15 protein-coding genes are annotated in these 16,344 nt (G+C 62.7%); 6 read left to right on the top strand and 9 right to left on the bottom strand.

The genetic code is table 11. The annotated features are described in order from the left end of the window. Window positions 1-25: 25 nt before the first annotated feature. Complete coding sequence (locus tag PSCI_RS24535; RefSeq protein ID WP_045492048.1) at window positions 26-661, top strand: LysE family translocator; 636 nt, start codon at window positions 26-28, stop codon at window positions 659-661. A gap of 18 nt (window positions 662-679) precedes the next feature. On the opposite strand, the gene PSCI_RS24530 is transcribed toward PSCI_RS24535, so the two are convergent. From PSCI_RS24530 to PSCI_RS24500, 7 genes are all read right to left on the bottom strand, one after another. Further along, on the bottom strand, window positions 680-934 hold the full coding sequence (locus PSCI_RS24530) for a hypothetical protein (RefSeq protein ID WP_045492046.1): 255 nt from the start codon (window positions 932-934) through the stop codon (window positions 680-682). A 40-nt stretch (window positions 935-974) separates the two neighbouring features. Beyond that, the gene (locus PSCI_RS24525) at window positions 975-1,538 is read right to left on the bottom strand and encodes an NUDIX hydrolase (protein WP_045492044.1); all 564 of its coding nucleotides are present in this window, start codon (window positions 1,536-1,538) and stop codon (window positions 975-977) included. 2 nt (window positions 1,539-1,540) lie between these two features. Beyond that, entirely contained in the window at window positions 1,541-2,293 is a 753-nt protein-coding gene (locus tag PSCI_RS24520; RefSeq protein ID WP_045492042.1) for a GntR family transcriptional regulator, read from the bottom strand. Between the two features lie 331 nt (window positions 2,294-2,624). Beyond that, window positions 2,625-3,110, bottom strand: a complete 486-nt coding sequence (locus PSCI_RS24515; protein WP_045492040.1) for a flavin reductase family protein — start codon at window positions 3,108-3,110, stop codon at window positions 2,625-2,627. Between the two features lie 15 nt (window positions 3,111-3,125). Further along, a complete protein-coding gene (locus PSCI_RS24510) occupies window positions 3,126-4,607 on the bottom strand; it encodes an aldehyde dehydrogenase (protein ID WP_045492038.1) in 1,482 nt (493 codons plus the stop codon). Continuing rightward, window positions 4,604-5,437: an alpha/beta fold hydrolase gene (locus PSCI_RS24505; RefSeq protein WP_045492036.1), complete on the bottom strand. Its 834-nt coding sequence runs from the start codon at window positions 5,435-5,437 to the stop codon at window positions 4,604-4,606. Before PSCI_RS24505 ends, PSCI_RS24510 begins: the two co-directional genes overlap by 4 nt. Before the next feature lie 102 nt (window positions 5,438-5,539). Beyond that, entirely contained in the window at window positions 5,540-6,133 is a 594-nt protein-coding gene (locus PSCI_RS24500) for an amino acid synthesis family protein (protein WP_045492034.1), read from the bottom strand. Window positions 6,134-6,357: 224 nt separating this feature from the next. Here PSCI_RS24500 and PSCI_RS24495 point away from each other — a divergent pair, with 224 nt between their 5' ends. From PSCI_RS24495 to PSCI_RS24480, 4 genes are read left to right on the top strand one after another with little or no spacing between them, the layout of a single operon-like run. Beyond that, window positions 6,358-7,338: a helix-turn-helix domain-containing protein gene (locus PSCI_RS24495; RefSeq protein ID WP_045492032.1), complete on the top strand. Its 981-nt coding sequence runs from the start codon at window positions 6,358-6,360 to the stop codon at window positions 7,336-7,338. A 55-nt stretch (window positions 7,339-7,393) separates the two neighbouring features. Then, window positions 7,394-8,317 carry a SphA family protein gene (locus PSCI_RS24490; RefSeq protein ID WP_045492030.1) on the top strand — a complete coding sequence of 308 codons (924 nt, stop codon included), beginning with the start codon at window positions 7,394-7,396 and terminating at the stop codon, window positions 8,315-8,317. A gap of 10 nt (window positions 8,318-8,327) precedes the next feature. Next, window positions 8,328-9,557, top strand: coding sequence for an MFS transporter (locus PSCI_RS24485; protein ID WP_045492028.1), 1,230 nt, complete (start codon window positions 8,328-8,330; stop codon window positions 9,555-9,557). Window positions 9,558-9,562: 5 nt separating this feature from the next. Beyond that, complete coding sequence (locus tag PSCI_RS24480) at window positions 9,563-11,023, top strand: amidase (protein ID WP_045492026.1); 1,461 nt, start codon at window positions 9,563-9,565, stop codon at window positions 11,021-11,023. A gap of 262 nt (window positions 11,024-11,285) precedes the next feature. Here the strand turns inward: PSCI_RS24480 and PSCI_RS24475 are convergent, their stop codons facing one another. Beyond that, window positions 11,286-14,411 (bottom strand): efflux RND transporter permease subunit, encoded by a 3,126-nt coding sequence (locus tag PSCI_RS24475; RefSeq protein ID WP_045492024.1) that lies wholly within the window; start codon window positions 14,409-14,411, stop codon window positions 11,286-11,288. Between the two features lie 21 nt (window positions 14,412-14,432). Next, complete coding sequence (locus tag PSCI_RS24470; RefSeq protein ID WP_144403329.1) at window positions 14,433-15,602, bottom strand: efflux RND transporter periplasmic adaptor subunit; 1,170 nt, start codon at window positions 15,600-15,602, stop codon at window positions 14,433-14,435. Window positions 15,603-15,786: 184 nt separating this feature from the next. On the opposite strand from PSCI_RS24470, the gene PSCI_RS24465 reads away from it, so the two are divergent. After that, entirely contained in the window at window positions 15,787-16,341 is a 555-nt protein-coding gene (locus PSCI_RS24465) for a TetR/AcrR family transcriptional regulator (RefSeq protein ID WP_045492022.1), read from the top strand. The last annotated feature ends 3 nt before the right edge of the window (window positions 16,342-16,344 follow it).

Raw genomic sequence — 16,344 nt, 5'->3', positions numbered from 1 at the left:
GAGTCGAGTTTTCAGGAGTAATACCATGCCCGAGTTATCCAGTTTATTGGCCTATGGCTTGATCTCACTGGGCATGGTTTTGACGCCCGGACCAAACATGATCTACCTCATTTCGCGGTCTATCTGCCAGGGGCGCAAGGCCGGGTTAATCTCGCTGGGCGGTGTGGCCTTGGGTTTCGTCTTCTATATGCTCTGCGCCGCACTGGGTATCACCGCACTGTTAATGGCGGTTCCCTATGCCTATGACGCCCTGAGAATCGGCGGCGCATTGTATCTGCTTTATCTTGCCTGGCAGGCCATCAAGCCTGGCGGCCGCTCTGCGTTCCAGGTGCAGGATCTGCCCAAAGACAGCCCTCGCAGACTGTTCATGATGGGCTTTGTCACCAACCTCCTGAACCCGAAAATTGCAGTGATGTATTTATCATTGCTGCCCCAGTTTATTAGCCCTGCAGACCATGGCAGCGTGCTGACGCAATCATTGGTGCTTGGCTTTACCCAGATCGTAATCAGCGTCAGCGTCAATGCGCTGATTGCTATCACGGCCGGCTCCATCGCGCACTTCTTCGTGAACAGGCCCGTCTGGCAAACCGCGCAGCGCTGGATAATGGGCACGGTACTGATGGGCTTGGCCGTACGTATGGCAGTGGAGCAGAGGCGCTAAGTCGTGACCTCTTGGCCTTTATTGCTGTTGCTGAGAGTGCACGTTGTCGTGATTTGCCTGTGCCAATGCTGCCAGCAGCTTGCCGAACGCGGCGAAGCTCGGGGCGATTGGCAACGGGTCCCGGCGCCAGTTCAGCTTTGCTGGCGACTGCTGCGGTACATTTTTTATGGATGCGCTGCATTTGCCAGCAGAGCTTGTGTCTACAAGGAAGAGTAAAGTCTCAGCATCTGCTGCGAATATGTCGCCGCCTTCGTTGTGGTCTGGCAAGCCCATCCCCACCAGTCTTGACTGGTCACCACCACGCCGGCCCAACTCAACGAATAAAATGCACCTTCCCACTGTCATCATTGCCTATATAAATCCCATACACCCCCGCCTGCCGCTCCTCGATATACCGCTCCAGAATCTGCCGTATCGCCGGGTAGTAAATACTCTCCCAAGGAATCTCTTCGGGGGCAAAAAACCGGTAGTCCATGGTCTCCGGCCCATATTGGTCGGTCACTTCCAGGGCGATGGCGCGGAAGATGATGTACACCTCGCTGATCTTCGGCACGCTGAAGATCGAGTAGGGCGAGATGATTTCGGCGCGTACGCCTGATTCTTCCCAGACTTCACGCAGGGCGGCCTGTTCGGTGGTTTCGCCGCCTTCCATGAAGCCGGCCGGCAGGGTCCAGGTGCCGGGGCGCGGGGGGATGGCGCGTTGGCACAGCAGGTATTTGCCGTCTTGCTCGATGATGCAGCCGGCAATGATCTTCGGGTTGATGTAGTGGATGTACTGGCAGGCCCCGCACATCAACCGTTGGTGGGTGTCGCCGGCTGGCGTGCGGTGGGTGAGGTCTGTGCTGCCGCATTGCGGGCAGTAACGCGGCAGCGGCATGATCAGCGGCCTATGCGAGGGTCTTTGAGTGCAACGGGCTGTACGATGTCGCGTGCTTCGGTGCCGTCGTCCTGTTTCGATTGCAGGTACTCCAGGGCCACGCGGGCGGCGTTGCGCACGTGGTCGACCGAGGCCTGGTGGGCGGCCAGCGGGTCGCCGCTCTTGATCGCCTCGACCATCCGTTCCATTTCCTGGTTGCTGGCGCCGCGGCGGTTTTCTTGCGACACGGAGGTGGCGCGCAGGTAGCTGATACGGGCCTGCAACTGGCGCAACTGGGTGGCGGCCACGTGGTTGCCCGAGCCTTCGAGCAGCACGTCGTAGAAGCCTTGGACCGAATCGATCACCTGTTGCAGCTCGCCGTCCTTGAGGGCCTGGCGGTTTTCTTCCAGGGCCGCCTCCAGGGCGCGGATGTCGCGGGGTTTGGCGCGCAGGGTGAACAGCTGCACGATCAGGCCTTCGAGTACGCAGCGCAGCTCGTAGATGTCGCAGGCGTCTTCGAGGGTGATGATCGCCACCCGTGGGCCTTTGGCGTCGGCGAATTCCACCAGGCCTTCGGACTCCAGGTGACGCAGGGCTTCGCGCACCGAGGTACGGCTGACCCCGAGGCGGTCGCACAGGTCGCGCTCGACCAGGCGGTCGCCCGGCAACAGCTGGAAATTCATGATCGCGCTGCGCAGTTTGTCCAACACGATTTCCCGCAGGGTGACGGGATTGCGGTTGACCTTGAAGGTGTCATCGAGTGGCAGGCGTTTCATCGGTTCGGCTCGGAGTATGGCTGGCTGCTGGCAAGGATCGGTTCATCAGAGGGTAGCTCCAAAATGGCTGCGCTCGGCAATACGGCGTTGAAATCGACCTCAAAATGCTCATGTACTCAATGTACATTGCGCTTGTTCGGCCAATTTCGCCTTGTCTTGCCTTCGCTCGCCGATTTTGTAAACACCCTCTTACACGAACGCTGATAGTCTGCCGAAGCCAGTAAATGACTGGACTAACGCAAAAGCCCGCGCACCCCAAGGGGGCCCGGGCTTTTGCCGAGTTTATCACGCAGTTGCCCCGAACCAACAAGGCCACCCATGACGATCAGTCTTAGCCGAACGCGGGCAGGGCGCCGAGCTTGCCGCGATGATAGATCATCGGGGTCACCGGCTCTGGCGGCAGGATCAGGTTCTTCACCGCACCAACGATGATGGCGTGGTCGCCGCCGTCGTACTCACGCCACAGTTCACACTCGATGATCGCTGTAGCCTTGGCCAGCAACGGGTTGCCCAGCTCGCTCAGGGTGTACTCGATGCCTTTGGCCTTGTCCTTGCCTTTGCCGGCAAAGGCGTAGGCTTCGGCTTGCTGGTCGGCACCGAGCAGGTGAATGGCGAAGCGCTTGCTGTCACGCAGCACCGGGTAGGTGTCCGAGGCGTAGTTGGGGCAGAACAGCACCAGCGCCGGATCGATGGACAGCGCGCTGAACGCACTGGCCGTGATGCCTACCAGGTTGCCTTCGGCGTCCAGGGTGGTGACGATGGTCACCCCTGACGGAAAGGAGCCCATGACTTCTTTGTAGATACCGGGTTCGATCATTTGCTGCAGCCTCGGTTAACGCATCACGAAAGGATCGGGCATCGGTGCTTGCGAGAGATTGATCCATACCGTTTTCAGTTCGGTATAGGCCAGCACCGAGTCGATGCCGCTCTCGCGACCGTAGCCGCTGTTCTTGAAACCGCCGATCGGCGCCATGGCCGATACTGCGCGGTAGGTATTGACCCAGATGATACCGGAACGCACGTCGCGAGCCAGCCGGTGTGCGCGGCCAAGATCACGGGTCCAGATGCCAGCCGCCAGGCCGAACTGCGAGTCGTTGGCGATCGCCAGCGCCTCGGCCTCGTCCTTGAAGCGAATCACCGAGGCCACCGGGCCAAACACTTCTTCCTGCATGATCTTCATCGAGTTGCTGTCGCACTCGAACAGGGTTGGCTCATAGAACCAGCCGGCCTCGGCGTTTGCCGGGCGTTTGCCACCCAGGCGCAGGCGTGCGCCTTCAGCGACGGCGTCGGCCACCAGGCCTTCAACGACTGCCAGTTGCTGGGCGGTAGCCATCGGGCCCATCTCGGTGGTTTCGTCTTGCGGGTTGCCGATCCGGATGCGCTTGGCGCGTTCGACCAGACGCTCGACGAATTCATCGAAGATCTCGTCCTGCACCAGCAGCCGCGAGCCGGCCACACAGCTTTGCCCCGAGGCGGCGTAGATGCCGGCGACCACGCCATTGATGGCGCTGTCCAGATCGGCGTCGGCGAAGATGATGTTCGGCGACTTGCCGCCCAGTTCCAGCGACAGCTTGGCGAAGTTCTCGGCGCTGCTACGCACCACATGGCGCGCGGTGGCGGCGCCGCCGGTGAAGGCGATCTTGCGAATCAGCGGGTGGCGGGTCAGCGCGGCGCCGGTGCTTGGGCCGTAGCCGGTGACCACGTTGACCACACCCGGCGGGAAGCCCGCTTCCAGCGCCAGGCGCGCCAGCTCCAGAATGGTCGCCGAGGCGTGCTCGGAAGGCTTGAGCACGATGGTGTTGCCGGCCGCCAGGGCAGGGGCCAGTTTGATCGCGGTCAGGTACAGCGGGCTGTTCCACGGGATGATCCCGGCGACCACGCCCATCGGCTCGTGCACGGTGTAGGCAAACAGGTCAGGCTTGTCCAGCGGCAGGGTGCCGCCTTCGAGCTTGTCGGCAAGCCCTGCGGTGTAGTGAAAAAACTCGGGCAGGTAGCCGACCTGGCCGCGGGTTTCGCGGATCAGCTTGCCGTTGTCACGGCTTTCCAGCTGGGCCAGGTGTTCTTTGTTCTCGGCAATCAGATCGCCCAGCCGACGCAGCAGCTTGCCCCGTGCGGTGGCAGTCAAACCGCGCCAGGCCGGGCTTTCGAAGGCGGTCTGCGCCGACTGTACGGCACGTTCGACGTCGGCTTCATCGGCATCGGGCAACTGCGCCCAAGGCTCGGCCAGCGCCGGGTTGAGGCTGTCGAAAGTCTTGCCGGAGAGGGCATCGACCCATTGGCCGTCGATGCACATCTGAAAACGAGTGAGGGTCATGCAACATCCCCTTTGATCGGGTTGTGTAAGGCCGCGGATTTGTCGAGGAAGTCGAGCAGCACCTGGTTGACCAGGCGTGGCGACTCGACCGGCATCATGTGGCGCTGTTCAGGCAGGATGGCCACTTCGGCGCCCTTGATGCGCATCGCCAGTTGGCGAGCCATGTCCGGGGTCGAGCCTGGGTCCAGCTCGCCGGTGGCGATCAGGGTCGGCACATTGATGCTGCCCAGGTCTTCGGCGCGGTACATGTCCTGGGTGGCGAACAGTTTATAAGTGGTCAGGTAACCCTGCAGATCGTTATTGGCCAGGTCTTGGCGAATCGCGGCGATCTGCGCCGGGTTGGCCGCCTGGTATTCACGGCTGAACCAGCGCGCCAGTGCTTCGCTGGCATTGGCATCCGGGCCGTGTTCGGCGACCTGGGTGGTACGGGCAATAACGCTGGCACTCTGTTCGGGAGAGCGGTTGAACACGCTGTTGAGCACCACCAGGCCGGCCAGACGCTGCGGATGATGCAGTGCGAAGGCACGTGCCACCAGACCGCCCATTGAGAATCCGATCACCGTGGCGTGTTCCAGGCCCAGATGGTCGAGCAGTTCCAGCAGTTGTTCGGCATAGCCTGGCAGGCCGGTGTCCGGGTCCGGACGCGGGCTGGCACCATGGCCGAGCATGTCATAGGCAATGACCTGGTAGCCGGTCGACAGACCGACGATCTGCCCGCCCCACATTTCTTTGTTGAGTCCCACCCCGTGAATCAACACCACGGGGTGGCCTTGGCCGGTCGCCAGATAACTGGTGCCGGCCGGGGTGCGTTCAGCGGTGAGCCGAATCATGGATTGCTCCTACACAGGCGTATCAGACTCTGTAGCGAAAGGGGCACTGCGCGGCCATCCTGGCCTGCACGCGCCATCCTTTCGCACAGATCCGGAATGAAATTACTGAGCCGCTTTCTCGGCAGCCAGTTCTTCCAGGTCGATGTAGCGGTTGCCGATGCGCGGGTGCAGGCGGCCGCCGTTGGCTGCGCCCAGTACCACGACGATTTCGTCGGCACGTGGCGCATCTTCGATCTGGAATTCCAGAGTGATGTAGTGCGAACGCAGACCTTCGTCATCCTTGTGCATCATTGGCACCTGGATCGAAGTGCCCGGGCCGCCACGCTTGTTGGTGAAGCTCAGGTAGCTCTTGGCCTTGACCGCTTCGCGGTAGTGGTTGCCAAAGCGCAGGGTGTGGATTACCGCAGAAGCGTGCTCGATTTCGCCATCAGCGCCGACCACAGCGGCCTTGCCGTAAGCTTCGATCTTGTCGGCACCACCGATGGCGGCGGTCAGGCGCTCAACCATCAGCGCACCCAGGTCGGAACACCAGGCACGGATTTCAGGCTTGAGGTCTTCCACGAAACCACGACCCGCCCACGGGTTCTTGATCACGGCGGCCAGGCCGACCATGGTCACCGGCTTGTCAGTGGCTTTGCCACCTTCAATCAGGGTTTCTTCGGTGTAGGTGACGATCTTGCGAATTTCGAAGCTCATGGAGGACTCCCATAGGTGGGTCGTTGTATTTGGTATGATGGTATACCATAAGATTGTCCGCGCAAGTCCTTTCTATAAAGCCGGTGAAAAAAAGCCGCTTGGGCCTGCCCGGACCGTGACCGGCGACGTCAGCACTATCCAGTTTCGGCACAATATTGCCCGCACCCAGGCGCCCGGAACGGAACTTGCCTCAGTGCCGACGACTGCGTCGGGAGTGACAGGCGATGAACCATTTCACTGTAGCGGGCGATACGCCTGCACTGGATTTTTCCGGCCTGCGCCGTAGCCAGGCCACCGATATCGATGAGCATGCGCATAACCTGTCCAGTTGGCAGCTCAGCTACGACCAATTGACCCCGGGACGCTTCGCGGGCGAGCTCACCGAGCTGCGCTGCGGCTGGATGCAACTGGTCCGCGACCGCTCTAATCAGGCCATGATCAAGAGCGGCCAGGCCTGGCAAGGTGCGCTGACGTTCAGCTTGCCGCTGGCCGAACATGGCGATGTGTATTGCGCCGGGCACACCATCAGTCGCCCCAGCCTGTTGGTGGCGCAAGCCGATGACCTGCCGCAAGTGCGCACCCCAGGCCCGCTGGACCTGCTGTGCATCGCCGTGGAACGCGACGCATTGCAAGACATACTGCAGCGCCAGAACCGTGAATTGCAGATTACCTCTTTTCCCACCTGTTACCGTCTGGAGGAGACCGGGTTACACCTTGAACTGCGTGGGGTGCTCGATGACTTGTTCAGCACTGACGCGCAGACCCTCAACTATGAGTCGATTCGCCATGCGCTGCGCGACGCGATCATGCTGCAATTGCTCGATCAGGTGGCCCCGGATGGCGAGCACCTGAACGCCACGGCCCGCAAGCGCATGGTCGACCGGGCCAGGGAGTACGCACTCACCCACCTCGACCAACCCTTCACCCTGCTGGACCTGTGCAACAACATCGGTGCCAGCCGGCGCAAATTGCAGTACTGCTTCCAGGAGGCGCTGGGCCTCAACCCGCTGGCTTACTTGCGTGCGGTGCGCCTCAATGCGGTGCGTCGTGAGCTGTTGCGTGGCAGTGCCGCGACCTCGGTGCAGGACGTGGCGGCGCGCTGGGGCTTCTGGCATCTGAGCCGCTTTTCGGGTGAATACCGGCAGATGTTCGGCGAGTTGCCGTCACAAACCCTGCGTCGCAGCGGTTGTGCTGAAAACGGATAACGGCCTTTGGCCGCTACCGTCGAGGATGTCCCTGACACTCAACAAGGGGCATCCCATGAACCATAAAAACAACAACGCGCGGGTTTTGTTACTGGCCACGCTGGCAGGGCTGTGCGGGACCGCCCTGGCGACCGAGAACGGTGCACCCACCACCGCTGTCGGGGTCTATGACTTCGGTGCCGGGATGACACCGCCGGTCACCCCCAACGGTACGCTGGGCCTGCGCACTTCCTTTTATTCGGCCAAGGTGCAGAAAGACCGCCGCGGCAACGACGTCAACAATGACTTTTCCCTGAGTGTGCTGTCGTTGGGGCTGGCCTACATTCGCATGACCGACTACCAACTGTTCGGTGCCAATTACGGCTTCAGTACGGTGGTGCCGTTCTTCAAAATGGACGCCGAACTCGGCATCGACACACCGGTCGGGCGGCTGGAGTTCGAGGCCGATCCGTTTCGCTTGGCTGACGTGCAAATAACCCCGCTGATCCTGCAGTGGAACCTGTCGCCGAACCTGTTCGTCAACGCGCAATTCCAGATTCAGGCACCGACCGGCGACTACGATAAAAACCGCCTGATTTCTCCCGGCCTCAATCACTGGACCTTCTCGCCGATCGTCAACGGCACCTGGATCAGTGACAACGGTTTCGAGGTGTCGTCCAGCTTTGAAGTCGACGTCAACACCCGCAACAACGCCACTGACTACAAAAACGGCGTCGAGTACCGCCACGAGTTTGCCGTGGGCCAGCACTTCGGGCCATGGACGGCGGGCATCGGCGGCTACTACTACCGCCAGTTCAGTGACGACGACGCGCCGAACCTGGCCACCGGCAACCGTGCCCGGGTCATGGCGGTGGGGCCGGCGCTGAGTTACTTCAAGCCGGGCCTGCCGCCAGTCTGGCTGCATGCCTACAAAGAGTTCGACGCCCGCAACCGGGCCGAGGGCTATACCGTCGCCTTGCGCATCGCCCACAGTTTCTGAGGACTTCAGCATGACTACTGCACATGAGGGCAGCCTCCGGGTTGCCCGTGGGCGCCGTGAGGGCGTGTTACTGATGTTGGGGTCGAGCCTGACCATTATGGGCTCGGTGATGATTGCGCCGGTGCTGCCGCGTATCGGCGCCGAATTCGGCCCGACCACCGCCCATGCCGAGGTGCTGGTGCCGCTGGCGGTGACCGGCCCGGCGCTGGCCATCGCGCTGTTTGCGCCACTGGCCGGCTGGCTGGCCGACCGACTGGGGCGCAAGAACCTGCTCGTGCTCGGTACCTTGCTCTATGCGCTGCTGGGCGCCTTGCCGCTGCTGCTCGATGACTTGCGGGCGATTGTTGCGGTGCGCATGTTGTTCGGCTGCGCCGAGGCGGCGGTGATGACCTGCTGCGCCGCCTTGATCGCCGACTATTGGCATGGCGAAGAACGGCTGCGCTACGTCAACCGCCAGGTGGTGACCATCGGCCTGGTTGGCGCGCTGTTTTTCGTCGCCGGTGGGGCGCTGGGCGAACACTCGTGGCGCTGGCCGTTCGCGCTGTATCTGTTGCCGTTACTGCTGCTGCCATTGATGGCCCGCTGGCTCTGGGAGCCGGACCGGCAGGTTGCTCAGGTGGCGGGTGAAGAGGGCGCCCGGGTGTCCCTGGCGGGCGTGTTGATCGGCTATGCGCTGGTGCTCGGCGGCATGATCCTGACCTTCGTGGTGCCGATCCAGACGCCCGGCTTGCTGGTGGCCATGGGCGTGACGTCGAGCACCCTGATCGGGCTGTCGGCAGGTCTGGGGCTGCTCTCGACCCTGTTCGGCTCGCTGGGCTGGCCGTTGCTGCGCCGTCGCCTCGGGGTGCCGGGTTGCAATGCGGCCTTGCTGTGCCTGATGGGCCTGGGGCTGTGGCTGCTGATGCGCGCACAAAGCTACAACGCTGTGCTGGTGGCGGTGTTCATTCACGGCCTTGGGGCCGGGCTGCTGGTGCCTAACGTCATGGCCCCGGTGATGAATGCGCTGACCGCGCGCACTCGGGGTCGTGGCCTGGGTGGTTTTACCGCGTGCCTGTATCTGGGCCAGTTCATCAGCCCCATCGTGGTGCTGGCGGTGGCCGCTCAGGCCGGCGGCATCCCTCAGGCGATCTTCTGCCTGGCGCTGGCCGGGTTCGGCATGGCACTGCTCTGCGCCCTGATTGCTGTACAGCGTCGCCAGGGCATTGCGCCAGCGGCTTCTTCTTTGAATCATCAGGAATGACCGACATGCAAGACATCCACAATCTGTTCGACCAGGAAGACGGCACCGGCCTGGCCACCCGGGTGCGCAATGCCGAGCTACACCCCGCTGAACTGCTGGAGGCGGCCATCGTGCGCCTGGAGCGGGTCGAGCCGCAGCTTAACGCGGTGGTCGAGCGGCTGTATGACGATGCCCGTGCAGCCGCCCGACAACCGGCCAGTCGGCTGGGGCCATTCGCGGGCGTGCCGACGCTGGTCAAGGACCTGTTCTCGCCGCTGGCCGGCGCATTGATGAGCAATGGCTCCCATGCCCTGGGCCTGGCGCGGCCGGATTTCGACGGCGAACTGGTCAGCCGCCTGCGGCGCAGCGGGTGCCTGTTGATGGGCACCAGCACCTCGCCGGAGTTCGGCACCTCGTACACCACCGAATCTCAGCGCTTCGGCGCCACCGGCAACCCATGGAGCCTGGAGCACAGCAGCGGCGGCTCCAGCGGCGGGGCGGCGGCCTTGGTCGCGGCACGGGTGGTGCCTTTTGCCCACGGTAATGATGGCGGCGGCTCACTGCGGGTGCCGGCGTCGTGCTGCGGGGTGTTTGGCTTCAAGCCCAGTCGTGGCTTGCTGCCGTCCGGGCCGATCGTGGGCGAAGGCTGGGCGGGCATGGGCACCGGTCACGCGATCACCCTGAGCGTGCGCGACAGCGCCGCCCTGCTTGATGCTACCGCTGGCACTGACCTGGGCGCACCCTATGCCGCACCGCTGGCGGCGCGGCCCTATCGGCTGGCAGTGCTCGACGAGCCGGCGCCGCTGCGCATCGCACTGGTCGAACAGGTCGGTCCGTGGCCGGTGTCTGCTGACAGTCAGGCAGCGCTGCGCGATGCAGCAACGCTCTGCGAGTCGCTGGGGCATCGGGTGGTGCAGGAAAGCCTGCCGGTGGACCTTGAGGCGTTTCTCGATCAGGTATTCACCATCATCGGCGCCAGCACCCGCAACTACCTCGATGTATTGGGGCAAATGCGCGGCGCGCCGGTCAGCCTCGACGAAGTCGAAGCCCGTACCCGGATCATCCTGCGTGATAAAGGCGAAGTAACCGGTGCCCAATATGCCGGCGCGGTAGAGTGGATTCATGCGTTTGGCCGGCGTATGGCGGGGTTCATGCAGAACTACGATGTGATCCTTACCCCGACCCTGGCCCGCCTGCCGCCACGTCTCGGTGAGCTACAGGTCGAGAGCGACCGCTGGTCGCTGCAGCAACTGATCGAGCATTTCCACAGCTACTCGCCGTACACCGCCCTGTGCAACGCCAGCGGCCAGCCAGCGATGTCGGTGCCATTGTACTGGAGTCCGAGCGGGTTACCGCTGGGGGCGCATTTCATGGGCCGGTTTGGCGAAGAGTCATTGCTGTTGTCCCTGGCCGCCCAACTCGAACGCGCCCGCCCATGGCGCGGCCGGGTGCCGCCGGTCAATGCCATGGGCAGTCAGCCTCGCTGATATCGCGGCCCTTGTAGGAGCGGCTTCAGCCGCGAAGGCTTCGCGGCTGAAGCCGCTCCTACGGGATATCTATTAAAAATCAATGATTTGCATTTTGTTTGATGAGAGTGGCAGGCCGGCGCTCCGGTTGTCGGGGTGCCGAACCACAACGAAGACGGCGGCACATTCACAGCAGATGCAGTGAATGTACTGGCCTCTTCGTCGGAATACCGCCCAGACCAAGGTCGCTCCCACCGGGGAAGTATTGCGGTTAAAGCTGCTGCTACGCTTCCTGACGCTCTTCATGCGCATGCGGTTTGCGCCGCAGCACTGACAGCACCCAGACAAAGAAGATCGGCACCAGAATCACTCCCAGCAAGGTCGCGCTGAGCATCCCGCCGATCACTCCGGTACCCAGCGCCCGCTGGCTGGCGGCCCCGGCACCGGTCGCCAGCGTCAGCGGCACCACGCCGAGAATGAACGCCAGCGAGGTCATCACGATCGGTCGGAAGCGCAGGCGTGCCGCTTCCAGCGCTGCTTCACGCAGCGGCTTGCCTTTTTCCCACTCTTCCTTGGCAAATTCCACGATCAGGATGGCGTTCTTCGCCGCCAGACCGATGATGGTGATCAGGCCGACCTTGAAGTACACGTCGTTAGGCAGCCCGACCGCAGTCACCGCCAGCACCGCACCCAAGGCACCGACCGGTACGATAAGCATGACCACCAGCGGAATCGCCCAGCTTTCATACAGCGCCACCATCAACAGAAAGACCACCAGCAGCGCCAGTACGAACAGTGTCGTCGCCTGGCCGCTGGCGATCTTCTCCTGGTACGAAAGGCCCGTCCATTCATAGCCGATGCCCTCGGGCAACTGCGCCATGATCCGCTCCAGCTCCGCCATCGCGGCACCGGTGCTGACGCCGGGCGCAGCGTCACCGGCAATCGAGAACGACGGGTAACCGTTGTAGCGGGCGATCTGCACCGGGCCTTCTTCCCAGCGTGTGGTGATGAACGCGCCCATCGGCACCGGTGTACCGCTGCTGTTGGGCACGAACAGCTTGAGTACGCTCTCCGGGGTCATCCGCGAGGCGGATTCGGCCTGCACCACCACCCGTTGCTGGCGTCCGGCATTGGCGAAATCGCCAACCGTGGCCGAGCCGAAGGCGGTGGACAGTGCATTGCTGATCGACTCGAAGCTCACCCCCAGCGTGCGGGCTTTTTCCCGGTCGATATCCAGACGCAACTGTGGCGCCTCGGCCAGACCTTCCATCATCGCGTAGAGAATCAGCGGGTTACCGTTGGCCTGACCAAGCAACTGGTTGCGTGCCTGGATCAGTGCTTCACGGCCAAGACCGCCACGGTCCTGCAGGCGCAACGAGAAACCGCCGGAGGTGCCCAGGCCTTCGATGGGCGGCGGCGTGACCGCCATGACCGCGCCGTCGTTGATGCTGGCAAACGCCTGGTTGAAGGCAGCGGCTTCATCGGCGGCTGACTGGCCGTCGCCCCGCACTGACCAGTCCTTGAGGGTCGGGAAGGCCAGCGCGGCGTTCTCGCCCATACCAGAGAAGCTGAAACCAAGAATCATGGTCACCGCATCGGTGGCTTCGCGATTCATCAGCCACTGTTCCAGTTGCTGGGCGGTCGCGTCGGTACGTGCCCGTGTCGCGCCGGGCGGTAACTGCACATCGACGATGGTGTAGCCCTGGTCTTCGATGGGGACGAAGGACTCCGGCAGGCGCAGGTAGAAGAAACCCAGCAGGGCGACGATGCCGACATAGATCAGCATGTAGCGCCCGGCGCGTTGCAGCAGGCTCGAATTGAGCGCCGTATAGCGCTCGGTCAGGCGCCCGAAGCGGCGGTTGAAGCCACCGAAGAAACCGGTTTTTTCATGATGGCCCTTGGCAATGGGCTTGAGCAGGGTAGCGCACAGTGCGGGGGTGAAGGTCAGGGCCAGGAAGCCCGAGAACAGAATCGACACCGCCAGCGACAGCGAGAACTGCTGGTAAATCACGCCCACCGAACCGCCCATGAACGCCAGCGGCAGGAACACCGCCGACAGCACCAGGGTGATGCCGACAATCGCGCCAGACACCTGGCCCATGGCCTTGACCGTAGCTGCGGCCGGCGACAGGCCTTCTTCGGCCATGATCCGCTCGACGTTCTCGACCACCACGATGGCGTCATCGACCAGAATGCCGATGGCCAGGACCATGCCGAACATGGTCATCATGTTCACCGAGAAGCCCAGCAGGTACATGATTGCCAGGGTGCCGGCCAGACACACCGGCACCACGATGCTGGGGATCAGGGTGTAGCGGATATTCTGCAGAAACAGGAACATCACCAGAAACACCAGGACCATGGCCTCGACCAGGGTGTAGATCACTTTCTGGATGGCTACATCAACGAACTTGGAGGTGTCGTAGGGAATCGAGAATTCCACGTCTTCCGGGAAGCTGGCCGACAGTTCTTGCAGGCGCTGCTTGACCGCTTCGGCGGTGGCGATAGCGTTGGCGCCCGGCGACAGTTGCACCGCGCCGGCCACTGCAAGCTTGCCGTTCATGCGCGCGTCGAAGTTGTAATCCTGGCTGCCAACGGCCAGGCGCGCGACCTCGCCAAGGGTGACGTTGGAGCCGTCCGGGTTGGCGCGCAGCACGATCCGGGCAAACTCGTCCGGGTTGTCCAGGGTGCCTTTCACGGCCAGTACGCCGGTCAGTTCCTGGCCTTGCGCACCGGGGCTGGAGCCGAAGCTGCCAGCCGGCACCTGGACGTTCTGGGCACTGATCGCGGCGGTCACGTCACTGATCGACAGCCCATAGCCGACCAGCTTCTGCGGGTCGATCCATACCCGCATGGCCGCTTCAGAGGCAAAAAACTGCAGCTTGCCGACACCGGGAACCCGGCGCAGCTCGTTATTGACGTTGCGCGCGGCGTAGTCGGCCAGCGCCACGGTGCTGCGGCCTGCGGTATCACCCTTGTAGTTCAAGGCGTAGATCAGCAAAAAGCCGGCGCTGGCCTGTTCGACCTGCAGGCCCTGGGTCAATACCGCCTGGGGCAGACGCGCTTCGGCCTTTTTGATGCGGTTCTGAACTTCGACCTGAGCCAGGTCCGGGTCGACACCGGGCTGGAAGCTCACGTTGATCTCGGCAATGCCGTTGGCGTTGCTGGTCGAGTTGTAGTACAGCAGGCCCTTGGCGCCGTTGAGCTCTTCCTCGACCACGCTGGTCACCGAGTCGACCAGCACCTTGGCAGAGGCGCCAGGGTAGGTCGCGGTAATGGTGATCTGCGGCGGTGCCACGTTGGGGTATTGGGCCACGGGCAGCGAGGGCAGGGCGATCAACCCCGCCAGCAGGATGAAGATGGCGACGACCCAGGCGAAGTTGGGCCGCTTGATGAAAAACTCTGACATGACGGTTCCTCGTAGTCAGGCTTAGCGGGCGGCAGGCTGGGCCTGTGCTTGCACGTGATCGGGTGCCTTGACGCTCACTTTGTCACCGGGGTTGAGGCCGTTCATGGCGCCGACAATGACCTGCTCACCGGCCTGCAGGCCGGCGGTGATCTGCCAGCGTGAATCCTGCATCGCGCCGGTCTGTACCGGGCGCGCCTGGGCAGTGCCGTCAGTACCAATCACCATCACCCGAGCATTGCCGTCGGCGCTGCGTTGCACGGCTCGCTGCGGCACCAGAATGGCCTGCGGCTCGACGCTTTGCGGGGCCTGAACCCGCACGAACATCCCTGGCAGCAGCAGGCCGTCCGGGTTGTTGAAGCGCGCTCGCAAGGCCACCTGGCCGGTATTGCGCTCGACATCCACATCGGTGAACAGCAAGGTGCCGCGGCTCTTGTAGTCAGTGCCCTCGACCCTCAGGGTCAAGGCCTCTTCACCGCCTTTGGGCAGCCGGCCGTCCTGCATGGCTGCACGCATGCGCAGGGCATCGGCGACCGGTTGGGTAAAGTCGACATGCACCGGGTCCAGTTGCTGGATAGTGGCCAGCAGTGTGACTTCGTTCTGGCCGACCAGCGCGCCTTCGGTCACGGCGGCACGCCCGACCCGTCCGGAAATCGGTGCCTTGACCGTCGCATAGCCAAGGTTCAACTGCGCGGTCTCGACATCGGCCTGGGCTGCCCGGCGCGCCGCCTGGGCATTCTGCATGGCGGCTTTGGCGGTATCAAAGGCTTGCTGGCTGACCGCTTCGATCTTCACCAGCGGCTCGTAACGCTTAAGGGTGGCCTGGGCGTCATACAGGGTCGCTTCGCTACGCGCCAGGTCGCCCTGGGCTTTGGACAGCGCGGCCTTGAATGGCGCCGGGTCGATCTGGAACAGCACCTGACCGGCCTTGACGTCACTGCCTTCGGTGAAGTTGCGGCTCAGCACAATACCGGCGACCCGGGCCCGCACCTGAGCGACCCGCACTGGTTCGACCCGGCCGGGCAGTTCACTGATGACCGTGAACGGTTCTGCCTTGACTGTCAGGGCCTCGACCTCGCGCGGCCCGCCTGCACCCGGCGCCTGTTCCGCTGGCTGTTGATCACATCCGCTCAGGCCCAAGACGGCCACCAGCGCCACCGCCGTAGCGATCCGCCCTCTGTGCATTTTGCTCATTACTCACCCGGGGCAGTGCCCATAGTCCTTTTCAATAAGCTGGCAATGATCTATCTTTGTGCTATATGAGTCAATATTGACTCATGTGATGCTTGTGTGAGCAATTTTGCAATATTCATTGTGATTGTGAGCCATTTCTGCACAATGGCGCCCACGCTGTTCTTGCCGAGTGAAGTCCCGTCTCATGGATCTACCTGCTTCAGACACCAAGTTTTTAAAGGCCCTGGCGGTTGCCGTGGTCGATCATCAGAGTGGCACGTTCAAAGACATTGCTCAGGCCGCCGGGGTCAGCAAGGCGACCCTCAATCGCTTCTGCGGCACTCGGGCAAATCTTGTCGAAATGCTACACGAGCACAGTTCCAGGCTGATGTTGCAGACCACTGTCGATGCCGACCTGCAAAACGCACCGCCCCTGACGGCCTTGCAACGTCTGATCGAGGGGCATCTGACCCACCGGGAAATGCTGATCTTCATGATGGCCGAATGGCGCCCCGACTGCATGCAGGAAGATGCCGAGATGCGCCGCTGGATGCCGTACTCCGATGCGCTGGATGCGTTCTTTTTGCGTGGCCAGCATGCCGGGGTGTTTCGTATCGACATCAGTGCGCCGGTGCTGGCCGAGCTGTTCTGTTCAATGATCTTCGGCCTGGTCGAATCCGAGCGGCGTGGCCGGGTGGCCCGTGCGGCGATGCCGGGGGTATTGCTGAAGTTCTTTCTCGAAGGTGCAGGCAAGGCCTGAAAT

Source organism: Pseudomonas sp. StFLB209 (assembly GCF_000829415.1).
Classification (GTDB): Bacteria; Pseudomonadota; Gammaproteobacteria; order Pseudomonadales; family Pseudomonadaceae; genus Aquipseudomonas.
Note: the sequence above shows the minus strand (reverse complement) of the source record. Positions and strands in the feature narration are given on the sequence as shown.